This window comes from Hymenobacter polaris, assembly GCF_012927305.1.
GTDB classification, from domain to species: Bacteria; Bacteroidota; Bacteroidia; order Cytophagales; family Hymenobacteraceae; genus Hymenobacter; species Hymenobacter polaris.
In genome coordinates this window covers 1930532-1947807 of the sequence record NZ_JABBGH010000001.1, presented here as the reverse complement: position 1 = coordinate 1947807, position 17276 = coordinate 1930532, and the positions used below count along the sequence as shown (strand labels likewise).

At 64.5% G+C, this 17276-nt stretch carries 15 protein-coding genes and 1 riboswitch; of the genes, 8 read left to right on the top strand and 7 right to left on the bottom strand.

Going from position 1 to position 17276, the window contains the following annotated elements:
- Nucleotides 1-334: 334 nt before the first annotated feature.
- Entirely contained in the window at nucleotides 335-1345 is a 1011-nt protein-coding gene (locus tag HHL22_RS08400; RefSeq protein WP_169530470.1) for an EthD domain-containing protein, read from the bottom strand.
- 178 nt (nucleotides 1346-1523) lie between these two features.
- On the bottom strand, nucleotides 1524-2591 hold the full coding sequence (locus HHL22_RS08395) for an SDR family oxidoreductase (RefSeq protein ID WP_169530469.1): 1068 nt from the start codon (nucleotides 2589-2591) through the stop codon (nucleotides 1524-1526).
- Nucleotides 2592-2880: 289 nt separating this feature from the next.
- Nucleotides 2881-3002, top strand: a riboswitch (SAM riboswitch).
- A 146-nt stretch (nucleotides 3003-3148) separates the two neighbouring features.
- Here HHL22_RS08395 and HHL22_RS08390 point away from each other — a divergent pair.
- From HHL22_RS08390 to HHL22_RS08370, 5 genes are all read left to right on the top strand, one after another.
- Nucleotides 3149-4342: a trans-sulfuration enzyme family protein gene (locus HHL22_RS08390; RefSeq protein WP_169530468.1), complete on the top strand. Its 1194-nt coding sequence runs from the start codon at nucleotides 3149-3151 to the stop codon at nucleotides 4340-4342.
- Nucleotides 4343-4440: 98 nt separating this feature from the next.
- A complete protein-coding gene (locus HHL22_RS08385) occupies nucleotides 4441-5694 on the top strand; it encodes a homoserine dehydrogenase (RefSeq protein WP_169530467.1) in 1254 nt (417 codons plus the stop codon).
- Nucleotides 5695-5889: 195 nt separating this feature from the next.
- Nucleotides 5890-6474 carry a cupin domain-containing protein gene (locus HHL22_RS08380; protein WP_169530466.1) on the top strand — a complete coding sequence of 195 codons (585 nt, stop codon included), beginning with the start codon at nucleotides 5890-5892 and terminating at the stop codon, nucleotides 6472-6474.
- A gap of 57 nt (nucleotides 6475-6531) precedes the next feature.
- Complete coding sequence (locus HHL22_RS08375; RefSeq protein WP_169530465.1) at nucleotides 6532-7566, top strand: Gfo/Idh/MocA family oxidoreductase; 1035 nt, start codon at nucleotides 6532-6534, stop codon at nucleotides 7564-7566.
- Between the two features lie 261 nt (nucleotides 7567-7827).
- On the top strand, nucleotides 7828-8955 hold the full coding sequence (locus HHL22_RS08370) for an MBL fold metallo-hydrolase (RefSeq protein WP_169530464.1): 1128 nt from the start codon (nucleotides 7828-7830) through the stop codon (nucleotides 8953-8955).
- A 141-nt stretch (nucleotides 8956-9096) separates the two neighbouring features.
- Here HHL22_RS08370 and HHL22_RS08365 read toward each other — a convergent pair whose 3' ends face one another.
- Nucleotides 9097-9654, bottom strand: coding sequence for an isochorismatase family protein (locus HHL22_RS08365; protein ID WP_169530463.1), 558 nt, complete (start codon nucleotides 9652-9654; stop codon nucleotides 9097-9099).
- Nucleotides 9655-9818: 164 nt separating this feature from the next.
- On the opposite strand from HHL22_RS08365, the gene HHL22_RS08360 reads away from it, so the two are divergent.
- A complete protein-coding gene (locus HHL22_RS08360) occupies nucleotides 9819-11492 on the top strand; it encodes a Na+/H+ antiporter (RefSeq protein WP_169530462.1) in 1674 nt (557 codons plus the stop codon).
- Between the two features lie 62 nt (nucleotides 11493-11554).
- Here the strand turns inward: HHL22_RS08360 and HHL22_RS08355 are convergent, their stop codons facing one another.
- The 3 genes from HHL22_RS08355 to HHL22_RS08345 all read right to left on the bottom strand — a co-directional run bounded on the left by HHL22_RS08355 (nucleotide 11555) and on the right by HHL22_RS08345 (nucleotide 14017).
- Complete coding sequence (locus tag HHL22_RS08355; protein WP_169530461.1) at nucleotides 11555-11848, bottom strand: hypothetical protein; 294 nt, start codon at nucleotides 11846-11848, stop codon at nucleotides 11555-11557.
- A gap of 373 nt (nucleotides 11849-12221) precedes the next feature.
- The gene (locus tag HHL22_RS08350; protein WP_169530460.1) at nucleotides 12222-13766 is read right to left on the bottom strand and encodes an aldehyde dehydrogenase family protein; all 1545 of its coding nucleotides are present in this window, start codon (nucleotides 13764-13766) and stop codon (nucleotides 12222-12224) included.
- A gap of 83 nt (nucleotides 13767-13849) precedes the next feature.
- A complete protein-coding gene (locus HHL22_RS08345; protein WP_169530459.1) occupies nucleotides 13850-14017 on the bottom strand; it encodes a hypothetical protein in 168 nt (55 codons plus the stop codon).
- A gap of 324 nt (nucleotides 14018-14341) precedes the next feature.
- Here HHL22_RS08345 and HHL22_RS08340 point away from each other — a divergent pair, with 324 nt between their 5' ends.
- On the top strand, nucleotides 14342-15172 hold the full coding sequence (locus tag HHL22_RS08340) for a phosphatase PAP2 family protein (protein ID WP_169530458.1): 831 nt from the start codon (nucleotides 14342-14344) through the stop codon (nucleotides 15170-15172).
- Between the two features lie 109 nt (nucleotides 15173-15281).
- Nucleotides 15282-15989, top strand: coding sequence for a carbonate dehydratase (gene can, locus HHL22_RS08335; RefSeq protein WP_169530457.1), 708 nt, complete (start codon nucleotides 15282-15284; stop codon nucleotides 15987-15989).
- A gap of 85 nt (nucleotides 15990-16074) precedes the next feature.
- Here the strand turns inward: can and HHL22_RS08330 are convergent, their stop codons facing one another.
- Nucleotides 16075-17238, bottom strand: coding sequence for an acyltransferase family protein (locus HHL22_RS08330; protein WP_169530456.1), 1164 nt, complete (start codon nucleotides 17236-17238; stop codon nucleotides 16075-16077).
- Between the last annotated feature and the right edge of the window lie 38 nt (nucleotides 17239-17276).

Genomic DNA, 17276 nt, shown 5'->3' with positions numbered 1-17276 from the left:
CATTCAGCGTTATATTTTACTGTATATAACGAAGTAAATCAATTAGTTGCCTGCGCAAAAAAGTTCTAGGGCAGTTATTTGCCCAACTCCAATCGCCACGGTGTTAGGGCATGACGACAAGTGGATTTTCCGTGCTATTCAGTAAAAAAAGGCGGTCATGCAGAGCGCAGCGAAGCATCTCGCTCGCGCCGTTAGGATTAGTACCGCTAGCGTCAGCACGCGAGATGCTTCGCTGCGCTCTGCATGACCGCCTTTTTCATTAAGTACCCTCACGCCCTGGCACCGTGGCTTTGGGCGACCAACTACCCTAGGGCACCCGGAACGCGCAAAGGCGCTAGTAGCGCGTGGCCAGCTCGGGCAACAAGTGGTTGATAACGCTGTAGTTGAGGCCGGTCCAGTACTCCGAGCGGGCGCCGTCGATAAATTCTGCCTCGTCGGCCGCGATGGTGCGGTAATCGTCACTCACCAGGAAGTCCTCCACGTCGTTGACGGAGGCGAAGGCCAGCACCGAGATGGCGTCAATCAGCTCGCCCTCGGGGTCGGGCTGTTGGCTCGAGCCGATGTTGTGCAGCTGGGCGTAGCGGCGCACGTACTGGTGGGTGGCGGGCTGGGCCAGCACCAGCGGCGCGTGCTGCCGCAGCAGCCGCTCCTGCAGCTGTTCGCGGCTCAGCTCGGGCCGGCGGTAGTGCAGGCGTACCAGGCTGATGGGGTCGCGGTGGCGCGGGCTGGGCAGCAGAATGTACTCGCGGGCAATTTCGCGCGTCACCAGCCGGAAGGCCGTTTGCTCGTCGGCAATAATGCGCTCGGCGTACTGCGGCTGCTTCAGCACCCGGTCAATATCGGCCTCGGCCGCGTAGGCGATGTAGGCGAAGCCGTCGAAGCGCGGGCGCTGGTAGGGCGGCACGCGGGCCCAGGGGTCGGCCACGAGCTTGCCATCGGGCTGGGTCATGGCCAGGTAGGGCGGGTGAAAGAACGACGACGGCCCGCCCGGAATGCGGTGCACCTGGTCGTAGCGCAGCACCGGCTCGTTGTCGGTGCCGGGCTCCTCATAGGCGAATTTGGGCCCGTGCACCTTGCGCCAATACTCATCCCAGCGCTCAAAAGCCAGGTTGGGGTTGCCCTCCAGCGCAACTTCAGCGGGCTCGGCATCTGGGTTTTCCAGTCCTTGCCCGTGGCGGCCCTTGTTCGCGCTGTCGTCAATAATCCGCTCAGTGGCGGGCGTGTTGTCGGCCCGCGTCAGGAAGGTGGGCGTGACGATAAGCGGCGCCGTGGTGGTATAGTAGGCGTCGCGCCCCGGCGGGCGCTGGCGGTTGTCAGCCCTAGGGTCGAAATCGGTTTCAGGCATGGGAAGAGGGAAGCAGGAAGAGAAGTGAAAATGGTTTGTCACATTAACCCAACCGTTTGTCATGCTGAGCTTGCCGAAGCATCTCTCCCGCGTAAGTAAACCTAACGTTAGGAGTTAGTTACGCGGGAGAGATGCTTCGGCAAGCTCAGCATGACAAACGGCTGGTCTTGGTCGTTGCCTATGGAATCAGTTGCTCGGCTCGCAGCTTCGCAAACAAGTCGAAAAACGACTGGTCGCTGCGCTGGTACACGTTGAAGCCCAACTCGCGGCTGCGCGACATATCGGTCATCACCTCGATGGGGCGGCCTAGGTCGAGGTCGGTGTGCCAGGGCGAGGCCAGGCGGCTCAGGTCGGGCTCGGCCAAGTGGTGCTGGGCGGCTAGCTGGCGCCAGGCGTCGGCGTCGCCGGCCATCTGCTCCTCCAGCGGCTGCACCGTGCCCTCGAAACCCACGGCCTCCACGCCAAACCACTCAGCCAGGCGCGGCCACAGCCAGCTCCAGCGGAAATAGTCGCCGTTGGTGATGTTGAAGGCCTGGTTTTTAGCGGCTTCCGTAGTGGCGGCCCATTCGAGCTGCTTGGCCAGCACCTGGGCATCGGTGACGTCGGAGAGGCCCTGCCACTGCGCCTGCGAGCCGGGCCAGCGGAAAGGGCGACCTAGGGCCTTGCATAGGCTGGCGTACACGGCCAGCGTGGTGCCCATGTTCATGAGGTTGCCCACGGCCTGCCCGATGATGGTGTGCGGGCGGTGGATGCTCCAGCTAAAGCCGTCGCGCTCGGCCGCCGCAAATACCTCATCCTCTTGCGCGTAGTAAAAGTTAGGCGCCTCCAGGCGGGGCATCTCCTCGCGCACGGGGGTGGGGGGCAGCGCCCCGGCGCGGGCATACGAGTCGAACGGCCCGAGGTAGTGCTTGAGACCCGTGACGAGGGCCACGTGTTGCACCGAGTGCTTGGGCCCTAGGGCCGCCAGCAGGTTGCGCACCATCGCGCCGTTCACCCGGATGTTTTCGGCCTCCGTGTCCTGCCGCATCCAGCTGGTCAAAAACACGTGGGTGGGGGCCACGTCGGCCAGGGCGGTGGCCAGGGCGGCGGGGTCGAGCAGGTCGGCGGCTACGGGGCGCAGGCCGGCTAAGTCAGATTGGGGGCGGCGGGCCAGGCCATACACGGTCCAGTCGTGGCCCAGTAGCTCGCGGGCCAAGTTGCTGCCCACGATGCCGCTGGCCCCCACAATCAATGCAATTTTATCCATGTAACAAGCGAAAAGAAGGCCGGCGCAACGGCGGAATAGCCCCTGCCGGCCCAGCTAGTAAACCGGCCAGTACGGCCAAATGGCCCGCGCCGCCCTAGGAAAATCACACTGCTTACCCATTCGCAGTCCTACTGGTTGCCCTACGATGGACGCCTAAATAGCTTTAATTTAAGTTGGTACCCTAGGCGCGGCAGCTTGGCGAAGTGGGCAGTAAAATTTTTTTTGCAAGAGAAGGCTTGCAAATTCAAAATTTCCGCTTCTACCTTTGCGCCATGCTCCTTTACCGGGGCACTTATCAAGAAAGGCGGAGGGACAGGCCCTGCGATGCCTTAGCAACCAGCAGCAATGCGAAGGTGCTAATTCCTGTTCTGAGACCCTAGGCTTCGGCCGAGGCTCGGAAGAAGATAAGTCTACAAGATGCCTTGCCGTGGCTACGGTGTATGCTCTTCTGACTTGTCGGGAGGGCTTTTTTTACGCCCTCCCGGTGAGAGATTCTTGACTAGGTGCTTGGGAAATAGGGGTTTACTGTTTTAATCCAACACTAAACTTCTCTTGCCATGTCTGTTGCAACCCGCCTCCTCCACGCCATCCCCGTCGACGAGCAAACCGGCGCCATCGCCGTGCCCATTTACCAGACTTCCACCTACGTGCAGGAAGCGCCAGGCGTCAACAAGGGCTTCGACTACGCCCGCACCGGCAACCCCACCCGCCTGGCCCTCGAAAACCTGGTAGCCGAGCTGGAAGGCGGCCACTCGGCCTATGCCTTCGCCAGCGGCCTAGCCGCCATCGACGCCGTGGTGAAGCTGTTGTCGGCTGGCGACCAGATAGTTGCCATCGACGACATCTACGGCGGCGCCTTCCGCCTGTTCGAGCACGTGTACCGCCGCCTGGGCATCGACATCGTGTACTGCGACACGACCAATGCCGCGAACGTCGCCAACACCATCACCGCCAAAACCAAGCTCATCTGGCTGGAATCGCCTTCCAACCCCACGCTGAAGGTGTCGGACATCGCCGCTATCTCGGCCATCGCCAAGGCGCACAACTGTTTACTCTGCGTCGATAACACCTTTGCCTCGCCCATCCTGCAGCGCCCCCTCGAGCTGGGCGCCGACCTGGTGGTGCACAGCGGCACCAAGTACCTAGGAGGCCACTCCGACCTCATCGCCGGCATCGCCGTGGCCAAGACCGAGGAGCTGGGTAAAGAGCTGAAATTCATTCAGAACGCCTCGGGTGGCATCCTCGGGCCGTTCGATTGCTTCCTTACGATTCGCGGTATTGAGACGCTGCCGCTTCGCATCGAGCGCACCAGTCAGTCGGCTCTGGCAGTGGCCAAGTTCCTGGAAACGCGCCCCGAAGTGGCCCGCGTGTATTACCCCGGCCTCGAAAGTCACCCCAACCACGAGGTAGCCAAAAAGCAGCAATCGGGCGGCTTTGGCGGCATCGTGGCCCTGGCCCTCACCGAGGATACCATCGAAGCCGCTACCAAGCTGGTGACTTCTACCAAGTACTTCAAGCTGGCCGAGAGCCTAGGGGGCGCCAAGAGCCTGCTCTGCCACCCCGCCACCATGACCCATAAGTCGATTCCGGCCGCCACGCGCCAAGCCAGCGGCGTGGCCGACGGGCTGGTGCGCCTGAGCGTGGGCCTGGAAGACGCCGAAGACCTGATTGCCGACTTGGCGCAGGCGCTGGATGCGTTGGCCGCTGAGAAGCACGTGGTGACGACGGAAGGGGAATTGGTAGTAGCTTAATTACTAAGAACTAAGACGTTAGACTTGAGATAGTAGACTTATGGCTTGAGCGAAGTCTACTATCTCAAGTCTAACGTCTTAAGTTTAAACTCAAGACCATGACCCGGACTAATATTACCATCGGCCTCTTCGGCTTCGGCGTGGTGGGCCAGGGCCTGCACGCGGTACTGGAGCGCACGCCCGGTCTACGCGCCCGCATCGGCCGCATTGCGGTGAAGGACCGCACCAAGGCCCGCCCCCTGCCCGCCGAGCTGTTCACCTTTGACAAGCAAGACCTGCTCGACGACCCCGGCCTCGACGTGATTGTGGAGCTGATTGACAATGCTGACGAAGCGTATGCCATCGTCAAGCAAGCCTTGCTGAACGGCAAGGCGGTGGTGACGGCCAACAAGAAAATGCTGGCCGAGCACCTGCCCGAACTCATTGAGTTGCAGCGCAGCACGGGCACACCGCTGCTCTACGAGGCTGCCGCCTGCGCCAGCCTGCCCGTCATCCGCAACCTGGAAGAATACTACGACACCGACTTGCTGGCCTCGGTGGAAGGCATCATCAACGGCTCGACCAACTACATCCTCACGGCCATGAACCGCGACGGGCAGCCCTACGCCGAGGCCCTGGCCAAGGCGCAGGCCCTAGGGTTTGCCGAGAGCAACCCGGCCCTCGACGTGGAAGGCCTCGACGCCCGCAACAAGTTGGTGCTGCTGCTGGCCCACGCCTTCGGGCTGGTGACCGGGCCCGAGGAGCTGCTGGCCGTGGGCATCACGGGCATCAGCCCGCTGGCGGCGGCCTACGCCCGCGAGCAGGGCCTGAGCATCAAGCTAATTGCCGAGGCCCGGCGCCTGCCCGAGGGCGGCATTGCGGCGGCCGTGCTGCCCACGCTGGTGGCGCCCGGCCACGAGCTGAGCAACGTGCACGACGAGTTCAACGGCCTCGTGACGCAGAGCGGCTTTGCCGACCGGCAGTTCTTTTTGGGGCGCGGGGCGGGGGCCTTTCCCACGGCTTCGGCAGTGCTCTCCGACTTATCGGCCCTCACCTACGGCTACCGCTACGAGTACAAGAAAATTCAGCAAAATGCCCACCTAGCCCTGGCCCCCGAGGCCGCCGAGGTGGACGTGCTGGTGACCTTCGACGACGCGAGCAACGCGCCCGACCTGGCCGACTTCACGGCCGTGCACGAGCAGTTTCGCTCGGCCCAGCGGGGCAGCTACCTCACCGGCACCATCGGCCTGGGGCAGCTGGCGCAGGCCGGCTGGCTGCGGACGCCGGGCGTGTGCGTGGTGCGGCTGGCTGCGCCGCTGCGCGCCGCCGTGGCGGTGGCCCAAGCCGCCGAAGAAGCTGCGGTGGCAGCGTAGTAAAATTGGAGTAAAGACAAAAAGAATGTCCTGCTCAGCTGGCGTCCGCTTGTCGAAGCATCCCTACCGAACAACCCCTAGGCGGCGTGGTAGGGATGCTTCGACAAGCAGACGCCAGCTGAGCAGGACGTTTTTAGTGTTGCTCACCCACTATAACTAAGCACCCAACCTGACCCTAGGCTCGTACCACTGGCTATGAAACGCCAACGCTTTTTGCGCCTGGGGGCGGCCTCGGCCCTAGGGCTGCTGGCGGCGCAAAGCCGCGCCGCCGCGCCCGGCCCGGCGCCCGAAACCTACCAATTTGCCGACGACGGCCACATCCCCAACAGCCGCTACCCGCTGCTGGTGTATCGGCGGGCCTTTGCCGAGCGCGGGCCGGCCGGGGCGGCGTGGTTGGAGCAGCACTTTGCCGCTAATAACTGGACTAACTCGTGGCGCAACGGCGTGTATCCGTTTCACCACTACCACAGCACTTCGCACGAGGTGCTGGGCGTGTACGCGGGCTCGGCGCAGCTGCAACTGGGCGGCGAGCAGGGCCGGGCGGTGGCGGTGCAGGCCGGCGATATCCTGGTGATTCCGGCCGGCGTCGGCCACAAGAAGCTGAGCGCCTCGCCCGATTTTGGGGTGGTGGGCGCCTACCCCGATGGCCGCACCTGGGACCTGCTGCGCGGCGCGCCCGGCGAGCGCCCGCAGGCCGACCGCACCATTGCCGCCCTGCCCCGGCCCGCCGCCGACCCGCTGCGGGGTCCGGGCGCCGGACTGGTGCAGCGCTGGGCGTAGCTTGCACCACCGGCCGGCCGCTTCCGGTTGCCACCCGGCCCTAGCCCTCTTTTCACCATGAACCTCACCGCCGATTCTCGGCCCATCGTCGCCGGCCTGCTGGCCTACGGCATGTCGGGCAAGCTCTTTCACGCGCCGTTTCTGGCCCAGCACCCCGGCTTCGCGCTGCGGGCGGTGGTCGAGCGCAGCCAAAAGCGCATGGCCGCCGACTACCCCGCTATCATTAGCTACGGCAGCGCCGACGAGCTGCTGGCCGACCCGGCCATTGAGCTGGTGGTGGTGAACACGCCCAACGACACCCACTTCGACCTGGCGCGGCAGGCATTGCTGGCTGGCAAGCACGTGCTCATCGAGAAGCCCGTGGCTACCTCGGCCGAGGAGGTGCGGGCGCTGTTTGCCCTGGGGCGCCAGCAGGGCCGGCAGGTGCTGGCCTACCAAAACCGCCGCTGGGACACCGACTTCGGGGCCGTGCGCTGGGTGGTGGAAAGCGGCCAGCTGGGCGCCCTCAACGAGGTGCACTTCCGCTTCGACCGCTACCGGCCGGTGCTCAGCCCCAAGGTGTTTAAGGAGGACGCCGCCCGGCCCGGCGCGGGCCTGCACTTCGACCTGGGCGCCCACGTGCTCGACCAGGCGCTGAGCTTGTTCGGGCGGCCCGAAGCCGTGGAAAAATCCTTCGCCACGCACCGCCCCGGCTCACAGGTGACAGATTTCTTTACCTTCCACCTGCGCTACCCCCACGGCCTGCACGTGTGGGTGGCCGGCAATATGCTGGTAGCCGACCCCGGCCCGGCCTATGTGCTCAACGGGTCTCTAGGCAGCTACCGCAAGGACCGCACCGACCCTCAGGAAGCCCAGCTGCTGGCCGGCACCAAGCCCCTCGACGCCGCCTACGGCCACGAGCCGTCCGGCCAGGCAGGCCACCTCACCCTGGCCGGCCCCGACGGCGCGCTGGCCACCACCCCCGATGCCGCCGCGCCGGGCAACTACCTAGAGCTGTTCGAGGCCGCGTACCAAGCCATTCGCCACGGCCAGCCGTACCCCATCAGCGAAGAGCAGCTGGTGTGGCAGCTGGAGATATTGGCGGGTAGCTAGGCACTGCTAGTGGTAAAGCTGCTGCTACTAAATGACCGTGAAGGACGACCTACAGCGCTTTCAGAGTAGCGACACATCCTTGCGTCTCGTCGTTGTTCAATAGGCCCGACGGTTAGACGCAAGGATGGGTCGCTACACCCAGCCGTACGCTGACTCTGAAAGCGCTGTAAATAAAGTAAACAATGCCTAGGGTGGAAAGCCACCATTGGTAACCGGCCGCAGGCTTACGCGCCACCGGTACCTAACTCAAGCTCATTCATTATGCGCACGTTTTTCCGCACGGCGGGCAAGGTGCTGGCCGGCCTGGTGGTATTGCTGCTGCTGGCGGGCACGGCCTTTTCGCAGCTGAGCCCGCAGCTGGGGGGCACGCCCACCCGGGCTGAGCAGCGCGAATACGCCCGCTCGGGCCACTACCGGGCGGGCAAATTTTTCAACCCGCAGCCAACGCAGGTGATGACCGGGGGCAGCCAGCTGGGGGCCCTAAGGCATATGCTCTTCGACAAAAGCCCCCAGGCCAACCCGCCCGGCCCGCTGCCCATGCGCTACCTCGACTCGCTGAGCCTCACCCGCCCGGTGCCGGGGCTGGTGCGCGTCACCTGGTTTGGGCACTCGGCCAGCTTGGTAGAGCTGGCGGGCCGCCGCGTGCTGCTCGACCCCATGCTCAGCATCAAGATGGGGCCGGTGCCGGGCGTGGCGCCGGTGCGCTACAACCCCCGGGTGCCCATCGCCGCCGCCCAGCTGCCCTACATCGACGCGGTGCTCATCTCGCACGACCACTACGACCACCTGGACTACCAAACCATCCGCACGCTCAAGGACAAAGTGGGGGTGTTTTGCGTGCCGCTGGGCGTGGGGGCGCACCTGCGGCGCTGGGGCGTGGCCCCGGCCCACATCCGCGAGCTGAACTGGGGCGACTCGGTGCAGCTGGCGGGTCTCACGCTCATCAGCCAGCCCACGCGGCACTTCTCGGGCCGGGGGCTCACCAACCGCGACGCCACCAGCTGGTCGTCATGGGTGCTGAAAACGGCCGATAAGCGCTTGTTTTACAGCGGCGACGGCGGCTACGGACCGCACTTTCAGGCCATTGGCGCGCGCTACGGGCCCTTCGACCTGGCCTTGATGGAGTGCGGGCAGTACAACGAGCAGTGGGCCGAAATACACATGCAGCCCGAGCAGAGCGTGCAGGCCGCGCTCGATGTGCGGGCCCGCGCCATGCTGCCCGTGCACTGGGGCGCCTTCACCGAGTCGCTGCACGCCTGGAACGAGCCCGTGAAGCGTGCCGCCGCCGAAGCTGCCCGCCGCCACCTGCCCCTCACCACGCCCGAGCTAGGCCAGCCCGTGCGGCTGGATGCGGGCGAGCCCCTGCCGCAAGCCAGGTGGTGGGAGTGAGAAGGCCGAAAATAAAGGCAGTCATGCTAAGCACAGCCTGAGTATTTCTCCCGGTTAAGTAACTTAATACGTTAGGGCTACTTGCCCGGGAGAGATGCTTCGGCTGCGCTCAGCATAACCGCCCTTTTCTTTCGTTCAACCTTACACCTCAGCCAGTAGCTCGTCGGTGGTGCCCAGCTGCCCTAGGCGCGGAAAAATGTACTGCAAGCTATTGGCGTGGGCGGCGGCCACGCGGTCGGTCATGGCGTCGGTGGCGAAGGCAATGTTGTAGCCCCGCTCGGCGGCGGCGCGGGCCGTGCCCTCTACCCCGATGCTGGTGCTGACGCCGGCCAGCACGATGCCCGTCACACCCAAGCGCTCTAGCTCGTCGTGCAGCGGGGTGCGGTAAAAGGCGTTCCAGGTTTGCTTGTGAATGCGCACGTCGCCAAACTCCACGCGGATTTCGGGTAGCAGCTCGTCGAAGCCGGCGGGCAGCTGCGCGGGCGGGCCGGGCGCCTGCGTGCGAATGCGCGACTGGTCGGAGCCGGCCGGGTTGACCGTGACGATAACTACTGGCCGGCCCTTGGCGCGGAAGGCCGCGAGCAGCTGGGCGGCGCGCGTCACTACATCGGCAAGGGGGTGGGCCAGCTCAGCGCTGGTGGTGCCGTGCTGCAAGTCGATGAGCACGAGGGCGGTGTTCTTATCCAGGGTAAGGGGCATAGCGAAATAAGGCAAGTGGCGGCCTCGCATCGGGGCGGCCAGCTTTTTACGTAGTTAGCCGCGCCTTGGCTTCGCTTATCAAAAGGCACACTGGCTGGTTAACTACTAGGAGCTGAACCTTAAACCCGTATCTGGCCGGCGAGTCAGCGTTTTATTTACGATTTATGGAGCATTTGTCGCTCATTATTCTCATGCTGGCCGTGCTGGTGGCGCTGTCGGCAGCGGCGCCCAAGCTCAAGGTGCCCTACCCGGTGCTGCTGGTGGTGGCGGGCGGGGCGCTGGCGCTGGTGCCGGGCCTGCCCAACTTCAAGCTGGAGCCGGATATCATCTTCCTGATTTTTCTGCCGCCCCTGCTTTACACCGAAAGCTACCAAATGTCGTGGCACGAGTTTAAGGCCAACCTGCGGCCCATCTCGCTGCTGGCCGTGGGGCTGGTGCTCACCACCATGCTGGGCGTGGCGGCGCTGGCGCACTACGTCATTCCGGGGTTTGGCTGGGCGCTGGGCTTCGTGCTGGGCGCCATCGTGAGCCCGCCCGATGCCCTGGCCGCCACCGCCGCCACCAAGGGCCTAGGGCTGCCGCGGCGGGTGCTGGTCATCCTCGACGGCGAGGGCCTGGTAAACGACGCCTCAGCCCTGATTGCCTACCGCTACGCCGTGGCGGCCGCCGTGAGCGGCGTTTTTAGCTTCTGGGACGCCGGCTGGCACTTTGTGCTGGTGGCGGGCGGCGGCGCGGCCCTAGGGGGGGCCGTGGGCTACGTAGCGGTGCGCCTGCAAAACTGGCTGCACGACGCCACCCTCATCACCGCCCTCACGGTACTGCTGCCGTTTGGGGTGTACCTGGCCGCTGAGCGCCTGGCAATATCAGGCGTGCTGGCCGTGGTGGCGATGGGGCTGATGCTGAGCCGCCGCTCGCACGACATCTACGACAACCAGACGCGCCTGCTCAAGCACAGCTTCTGGGGCGTGGTAAGCTTTCTGCTCAACGGCTTAGTATTCATTATCATCGGGCTGGAGCTGCGCGACGTGCTGGCCGGGCTGGGGCCGGGCGCGTTCTGGCCCGTGCTGCGCTACGGGCTGCTGGTGAGCGCGGCGGCCATCGTCATTCGCATTGCCTGGGTGTTTCCGTCGGCCTACCTGGCGCGGGTGCTGGCCCGCTGGCGCGGCCAGGACGGGGCCGAGGAGCCGCTCGACTGGCGGCCGTTGCTCGTGACGTCGTGGGCGGGGGTGCGGGGCGTTATTTCGCTGGCTACGGCCCTGGCCCTGCCGCTGGTGGTGCGGGGCGGGGCGCCGTTTCCGCAGCGCAACGTCATCCTATTCATCACCTTCACGGTCATCTTCGTCACGCTCATCTTGCAGGGCCTGACGCTGCCCTGGCTGGTACGCCGCCTGGGGGTGCAGGCCGCCCCCAGCACCCGCGCCGCCGAAGAGCAGGAGCTGCGCCTGGCCCTGGCCAACGACTCGCTGGCTTACCTTGAAGCCAAGCTGGCCGCCGAGCCTCCCGGCCACCCCGACCCCTGCCTGCTCACGCTGCGCGAGGTGGTGCGCCGCCAGGCCCGCCGCCTGCACGGTACCCTGGCCGCCAACGAAGCCACGCCCCTAGGCCCCCCTGACCCCGCCGAAACCCAGGACGCCGAGCGCTTCGAAAACCTGCTGCGCTGCCGCCTCGACCTCACCGAGCACCAGCGCCGCCTGCTGGTGCACCTGCACCGCCGCGATGCCTACAGCGAAGAAGCCATTCGGCAGGTAGAGCTGGAGCTGGACCGCTTCGAGATTGCCCTCGATACCCAGCTGGCTACCGTGCAGCAGCCCGAAGGCGAGGAGGTTGGCGAGGCCTAAAGAGGGGGCCGCCGGCCAAGCCGGTAGCCCCCTCTGGAGTAAAGTAGAGTAAGCAAAAGCGGCTAGTGCTGCGCGGCCAGGTGGTGCAGCAGCGCGTAGCTAGCGGCGTCGCCCTGCAGCTGGCTGTAGCGCTCGAACTGGGTGGCGCTCAGCACCGGGCGCAGGCGCTCGGCCACCTGCTCGGGGGTACGCAGTGCCAGCGGCGCCCGCCGCACGGCCAGCTGCACCTGGCGGGTTTGGCCAGGGCGTAAGTGCAGGGTGGCGGCCAGGTAGCGCACCAGGGGCCTAGGGGCGGCAGCGGCCGAAGCCGGACCCAACGAACTAGCTAGCAGACTAAGAACGAGTAGAAATTTCACAGAATAGTAAAGCGGTAAAAGGGCGAATAATGGTTGAGGTTAACGGCGGCAAAGATGCGCCGCTCGCTACCCTAGGGGCTGCCCAACGCGACAAAACCGCCTCGCTGCTGGCCGAACTGGCGCGCTTTGTGGGCGGGCGGCGGGGGCCTAAAGCTGGGCGGCACCCTAGGGGCTGGGGCAACAAAAAGCCGCCTCCCGGTGGGAGGCGGCTCAACTTAAATTCTTCGCTTGAAAGGCGGCCATGCTGAGCCCCGCGAAGTATCTCTACCGAACGATACGATACCCTAGGCGGCGTGGTAGAGATGCTTCGCGGGGCTCAGCATGACCGCCTTTTAAGTGTATTCCGGCAAAATCTCACTTCGGTTTCTTGCCTCTAGGCTTTCTCGGGCAGCAGCACGGCGTCGGGGTAGTTGCCGAGTACGGGCTGGGCGTGGTCGGCCTGCGTCACGGCTTCTACCAGCAGCTTGCCGCCCACAAAGGCGCCCTTCCAGCTCTCGCCCAGGCCGCCAAATACTTCCTCGCGGTCGCCGCGGCTGCGCAGCTTGTTGATGCCCACCTTAAAGGCGCGCAGTTCGCGGGCGGTTTTGGTAGCCCAGGCCACGTCGTCGGAGCCCAGGGCCGTGACGAGCGCGCCGTTCGAGATATTCATTTCGCCCACCAGCTCTTCCACGCGGTCTACCAGCACCACCGTGTCGATGGGGCCGAAGGGCTCCTTGAAGTACAGCTCGGCCTGGCGCGGCAAGCCCACCAGGGCCCTAGGGGCGCGGTAGGCCGAGCGGTCCTGACCGGGCAAAAAGAGGTTGTCGTCGAGCTTGCCTTCGTAGAAGGGAATGGCGCCGTGCTTGCTGGCGTCCGTGAACAGCTCGTCGAGGTCCTGGGCCTGCCGGGCGTTGATGACGGGCCCGAACGCCAGGTCGGGCAGCTCGTCGTCGGGGTTGTCTACCAGCGTGGGGTTGCCCACCTTAAGGCTGCCGATGGCCCGCTGGTAGGTTTCCAAGAATTGCGGAAACAGCTCGCGCTGCACCACCCAGCGCACGTAGGCCGTGCAGCGCTGCTTGCCGTAGTCGTAGCCCTTGGTTAGCTGCTCGGCCAGCAGGTCCCACTGCGAGAAGTTCCAGAGGCCGTAGGTGTTCACGCCCTCCATTTCCAGCATGTAGCGCTTGTGCTCCGAGCGCAGCGCATCGGCAATGTTGCGCCCGTTGTAGCGCCCGCCCACGAAGCTGAGGCAATCCACGGATTCGTCCTGCACCAGCACGTCGCTCAGCTCGCCGCCGGGGCCGCTCACCAGCGCCACCGGCAGGCCCGCGCGCCGCGCAATGGCAAAGGTGAAGCTCAGCGAGATAAAGCCGCCGTCGGTGGGCGTCTTGGCAATTACGGTGTTGCCGCACAGCAGCTGCACCAGCACCGCGTGCATAAGCACCGACATGGGGTAGTTCCAGGAGGCAATGTTGCTGACTAGCCCCAGGGGCCGGCGGTCGCCAATCAGGCCCTCAATATTGTCGAGGTACCACTGCACGCCTTCCACGCAGCGGTCGATGTCGTTGAAGCCCAGTTTATAAGTTTTGCCAATCTCCCACATCAGCAGCTTGCTAATCAGGTCGATGTGCGGGCGCAGCTGGTTGATGCACTCCTGCACCTTGGCCTTGCGCTCGGCCAGCGGGGTGTGGGCCCAGGCCTTGGCCTCGTCCTTGGCAAAGCGCACGGCGCGCAGGGCCGCGTCGTGCTTGAGCATGGGCAGCGAGCCCAGGTCGGAGCCGTCGATGGGCGAGTGGAAGGGGCGCGGGGTGCCGGGCTCCTGCCAGTGGCCTTCCAGCAAATTAAGAAAGCGGCCATCGGCATCGAAAATTTCGGGCACGGCCTGCTTTACGTCGTTCAGCAGCTTGCTAAACTCCACTTGGGGCGAAACAATTTTGGTCATAAGGTGCGCGCCACCTGCGCGGCGCGAGTCGGTGAGAAGAACAGTAGTAGAACCGATGGTGAGCTTTCTGGTTTGAAGTAACCCTAGGAGTTCCGCACCTGCGCCAGCTGAATGGGCCCTATGCGGGGCACCGGCGTAAACATGAGCACCCAGGCCAGCAGGTAGGCCCCGCCGCAAATGAGAAGCAGGATGAAGCAGGCGTGGCCGAGTTGCCCTAGGGCCTCGTAGTGCACGAATAGGCGCTTCCGCACTAACTGATAACTGGTAATCTGTTGCTACAGCGGGCTCGCGCAGCTGCCCAAACGGGCCGGTAAGTTAAGCAGCTAACCGCCGTTATTCGGCGCTGGCAGCCGCCCCAAAACTGCGTAAACGTTTGCGGCAGGCGCGGCCCGCGCTGGCGTGCCCCTAGGTCCCCAGCGCTGGCCAAAGGCTGCGGCCACAACTGGCAACTGGGGGCTGGTGGCCGGCGCGCTCATGCAGGCCTAGCCGGGCGTCCCGCGCAACTTGGCCCGGCTAATGCTCGGCCCTAAGCGACTGGTTTGCGTATGGGCGCGTTACGCTATTGTTATGTGCTTATGCTAACCTTTTCTACTCACGCCCGCCGAATCACGCTGGGGCTGCTGCTGGCCCTGGGCACCGTGGCGCCCGCCCTGGCCCAGGTGCCGCTCAACCCCGCCGCCCCCGCGGCCCCCGCCGATACTACCCACAAGTTTGAGAATCCCCTAGGGGTGTCGGCGCCGGTGCGGCGGCCTTTCTTCCAAAAAAAGCTGGTGAAGGCGCTCATCGTGCCTACCATCCTTATCGGCTACGGCGCCTACACCTTCAACGGCGGCGGCTTCTATACCAACCAGGACGCGCAGCGCGATGTGCACCGGCTCTTTCCCTCGTCGCAAACGCGGGTGGCCGACTACCTCATCTTCGCGCCCTACCTCGAGCTGGGCGCAGTAGCGCTGGCCGGCGTGCAGTCGCGCAACGACCGTATCAACGTGCTGCTGGTAATTGCTAAAAGTGAGGCCATTATGCTGGCCAGCACCTTCGCCGTCAAGGCCTTCAGCCACGAGGAGCGGCCCGATGGCTCCGACAACCTCTCGTTTCCGTCGGGCCACACGGCGCAGGCGTTTCTGGCGGCCAGCATCGTGCACACCGAGCTGCGCGACAAAAGCCAGGGGTACGGCATTGGGGCTTACACTATCGCCACCAGCGTGGGCGTGCTGCGCATGGTGGTGAACAAGCACTGGCAGAGCGACGTAGTGGCCGGCGCGGGCTTCGGCATCCTCTCGGCCCACCTGGCCTACCTTACCCACCGCAACCGCTGGGGCCGCAAGCCCATTGGCCGCGATATTAGCTTGGCGCCCACTTACTTTGGCAACGCGCCGGGCCTGGTGCTCACCTGGCGGCCGCGCTAGGGCCTAGGGCAGGCCGCAGCTAGCCCCTGCTGATTTGTGAAGGTTAGGTGAAGAACAAATAAGGCTGGCCTTCGTTACTCTACTCCATTCCATTCACTCTACTTTCGCAATGAGCGGCATTCAGGACATTCTGGACAACAACAAGCAGTGGGTAAAAACCAAGAACCAGGAAGACCCCGCGTTCTTTTCGCGGCTGGCCAATGGGCAGCAGCCGCGCTACCTGTTCATTGGCTGCTCCGACTCGCGGGTGCCGGCCTCGGGCATTACCGGCACCGGGCCGGGCGAGATGTTTGTGCACCGCAACATTGCCAACATGGTGGTGCACACCGACATGAACCTGCTGAGCGTGCTGCAGTACGCCGTGGAGGTGCTGGGCGTGCAGGATATTCTGGTGTGCGGGCACTACGGCTGCGGCGGCGTAGCCGCCGCTTCAAACAACAAGCAGTACGGGCTGATTGACAACTGGCTGGTGAATATCCGCGACGTGGTGCGCCTGCACGAAACCGAGCTGCTGCGCATCTCCGACGAAGCCCAGCGCCTGCGCCGGCTGGTGGAGCTGAACGTGATTGAGCAGGTGCATAACCTGGCCAAAACCAACATCATCCAGAATGCCCAGCGCGGCCCCAACCCGCCCCGCCTGCACGGCCTGGTGTACGATATTGCCGACGGCGTGCTCAAAGACTTGGAAATAAACCGCTACGACATGCTAGACGGGCTAGACCATATTTACGCCACCGAGGTCGCGCTGCCCGAAGACAAAGACAGCAGCAACTACGAAGGCCCGCAGCACGACCCCGCTGCCGAGCAAGCGGCCTAAGCGCCGAAGTATAGCCGACCCCTAGGCCCTTATCAAGCAAAAAACCCTGACCAGAACCAGTCAGGGTTTTTTGCTTGATAAGGGCCTAGGACCATTCGCCCCTGGGCAGGGTGCGCGCCAGCACCCAGCGCCGGGCGGGCTCTTCAAGCAGGCGGTACAGCAACTCGGCGGCCAGCACCGTGGCCAGCAACTGCCAGCCGATGTAGTGGCCCCAACCAAACTGCGCGCGCCACCAAATACTGAGAAACCCAATCTGCACTAAGTAGAAAGCGTAGGCGCGCTTGCCCAACGCATCCAGAAGCGGTGTAGCCAAAAAGGTACGCAGCCAGGTGCTTTCGGTGAGCAGGCCGGCCAGCAGCAGCGTCATGCAGAGCGGATAAAACACCACATTCAGCGCGATGGTGGCGGGCCGCACGTTGCCGTCGTACCAGTCGAAGGGCGAGTTGAGCTTGACTAGCACCACGCCCCCGGCCAGCATGAGCGCGAGGCTGAGCGTAGTGCGCCAGGGCCAGCCGGGCCGGCTTTCGGTGAGGCGGTTGTTCCACCAGCGGGCCAGGCCCACCCCTAGGGTAAACTCGAGCACGCGGCCGAAAAACGTGAAATTGAACAAGTGATGGAACGAGCCGAAAAAGCCGTGCAGTGCCGGCTGGTTGCGGCACACGGCCGTGAGCGTGAGGCCAATAAAGAGGATGCCCAGCGCAAAAGCGGTGGCCCCCCGGTAGCCGTAGCGCCGCCACAGCACTAGCAAGATGGGCAGCGTAAAGTAGAAACACTCCTCGGCCGTGAGCGACCAGGCCTGCGGCAGCCCCACGTACTTGAGGGTGCTGGACAAGCCTCGCAGTAGGGTTTCGCTTAAAAAAAACAGCAGCGCGGTGTGGCCCAGCTGCCCAGCGGGCACTGGCCAGTAGGTATAAAGTAAAATACTGGTATTGAGCACCAAATACATGGGGTAGACCCTGGCCAGGCGCCGCCACACGTAGCGCTTCCACCAGGGCCGCGTGAAGGTGGCCTCGTCCTGGTAGCGCGAGCCCATCACGAAGCCGCTGAGCAGGAAAAACATGCTCATGGTCATATGAAACTGCTCGATGATGAGCACCACCCAGTCGGGGGTGGTGGCGGGCCGAAAGTGTTTGGCAAACACCATGAGCGCCACCACAAACCGCAGGCCGGTGAGGGCTGGGTAGTAGGTGCGCCGGGCTAGCGCCGGTGGGGCAGCGGGGGCCGTGGTGGGGGAGAGCAGCTCGGTCATGGCTGCGCAAAGTAACACCGCCTGCCGCCGGCTAGCGT

What these genes read in the sequence shown, in the direction of transcription:
- HHL22_RS08330 (WP_169530456.1), bottom strand. Translation starts at nt 17,238, where the DNA reads ATGACCGAGCTGCTCTCCCCCACCACGGCCCCCGCTGCCCCACCGGCG.
- HHL22_RS08400 (WP_169530470.1), bottom strand. Translation starts at nt 1,345, where the DNA reads ATGCCTGAAACCGATTTCGACCCTAGGGCTGACAACCGCCAGCGCCCG.
- HHL22_RS08375 (WP_169530465.1), top strand. Translation starts at nt 6,532, where the DNA reads ATGAACCTCACCGCCGATTCTCGGCCCATCGTCGCCGGCCTGCTGGCC.
- HHL22_RS08385 (WP_169530467.1), top strand. Translation starts at nt 4,441, where the DNA reads ATGACCCGGACTAATATTACCATCGGCCTCTTCGGCTTCGGCGTGGTG.
- can (WP_169530457.1), top strand. Translation starts at nt 15,282, where the DNA reads ATGAGCGGCATTCAGGACATTCTGGACAACAACAAGCAGTGGGTAAAA.
- HHL22_RS08350 (WP_169530460.1), bottom strand. Translation starts at nt 13,766, where the DNA reads ATGACCAAAATTGTTTCGCCCCAAGTGGAGTTTAGCAAGCTGCTGAAC.
- HHL22_RS08360 (WP_169530462.1), top strand. Translation starts at nt 9,819, where the DNA reads ATGGAGCATTTGTCGCTCATTATTCTCATGCTGGCCGTGCTGGTGGCG.
- HHL22_RS08390 (WP_169530468.1), top strand. Translation starts at nt 3,149, where the DNA reads ATGTCTGTTGCAACCCGCCTCCTCCACGCCATCCCCGTCGACGAGCAA.
- HHL22_RS08395 (WP_169530469.1), bottom strand. Translation starts at nt 2,591, where the DNA reads ATGGATAAAATTGCATTGATTGTGGGGGCCAGCGGCATCGTGGGCAGC.
- HHL22_RS08370 (WP_169530464.1), top strand. Translation starts at nt 7,828, where the DNA reads ATGCGCACGTTTTTCCGCACGGCGGGCAAGGTGCTGGCCGGCCTGGTG.
- HHL22_RS08340 (WP_169530458.1), top strand. Translation starts at nt 14,342, where the DNA reads ATGCTAACCTTTTCTACTCACGCCCGCCGAATCACGCTGGGGCTGCTG.
- HHL22_RS08380 (WP_169530466.1), top strand. Translation starts at nt 5,890, where the DNA reads ATGAAACGCCAACGCTTTTTGCGCCTGGGGGCGGCCTCGGCCCTAGGG.
- HHL22_RS08365 (WP_169530463.1), bottom strand. Translation starts at nt 9,654, where the DNA reads ATGCCCCTTACCCTGGATAAGAACACCGCCCTCGTGCTCATCGACTTG.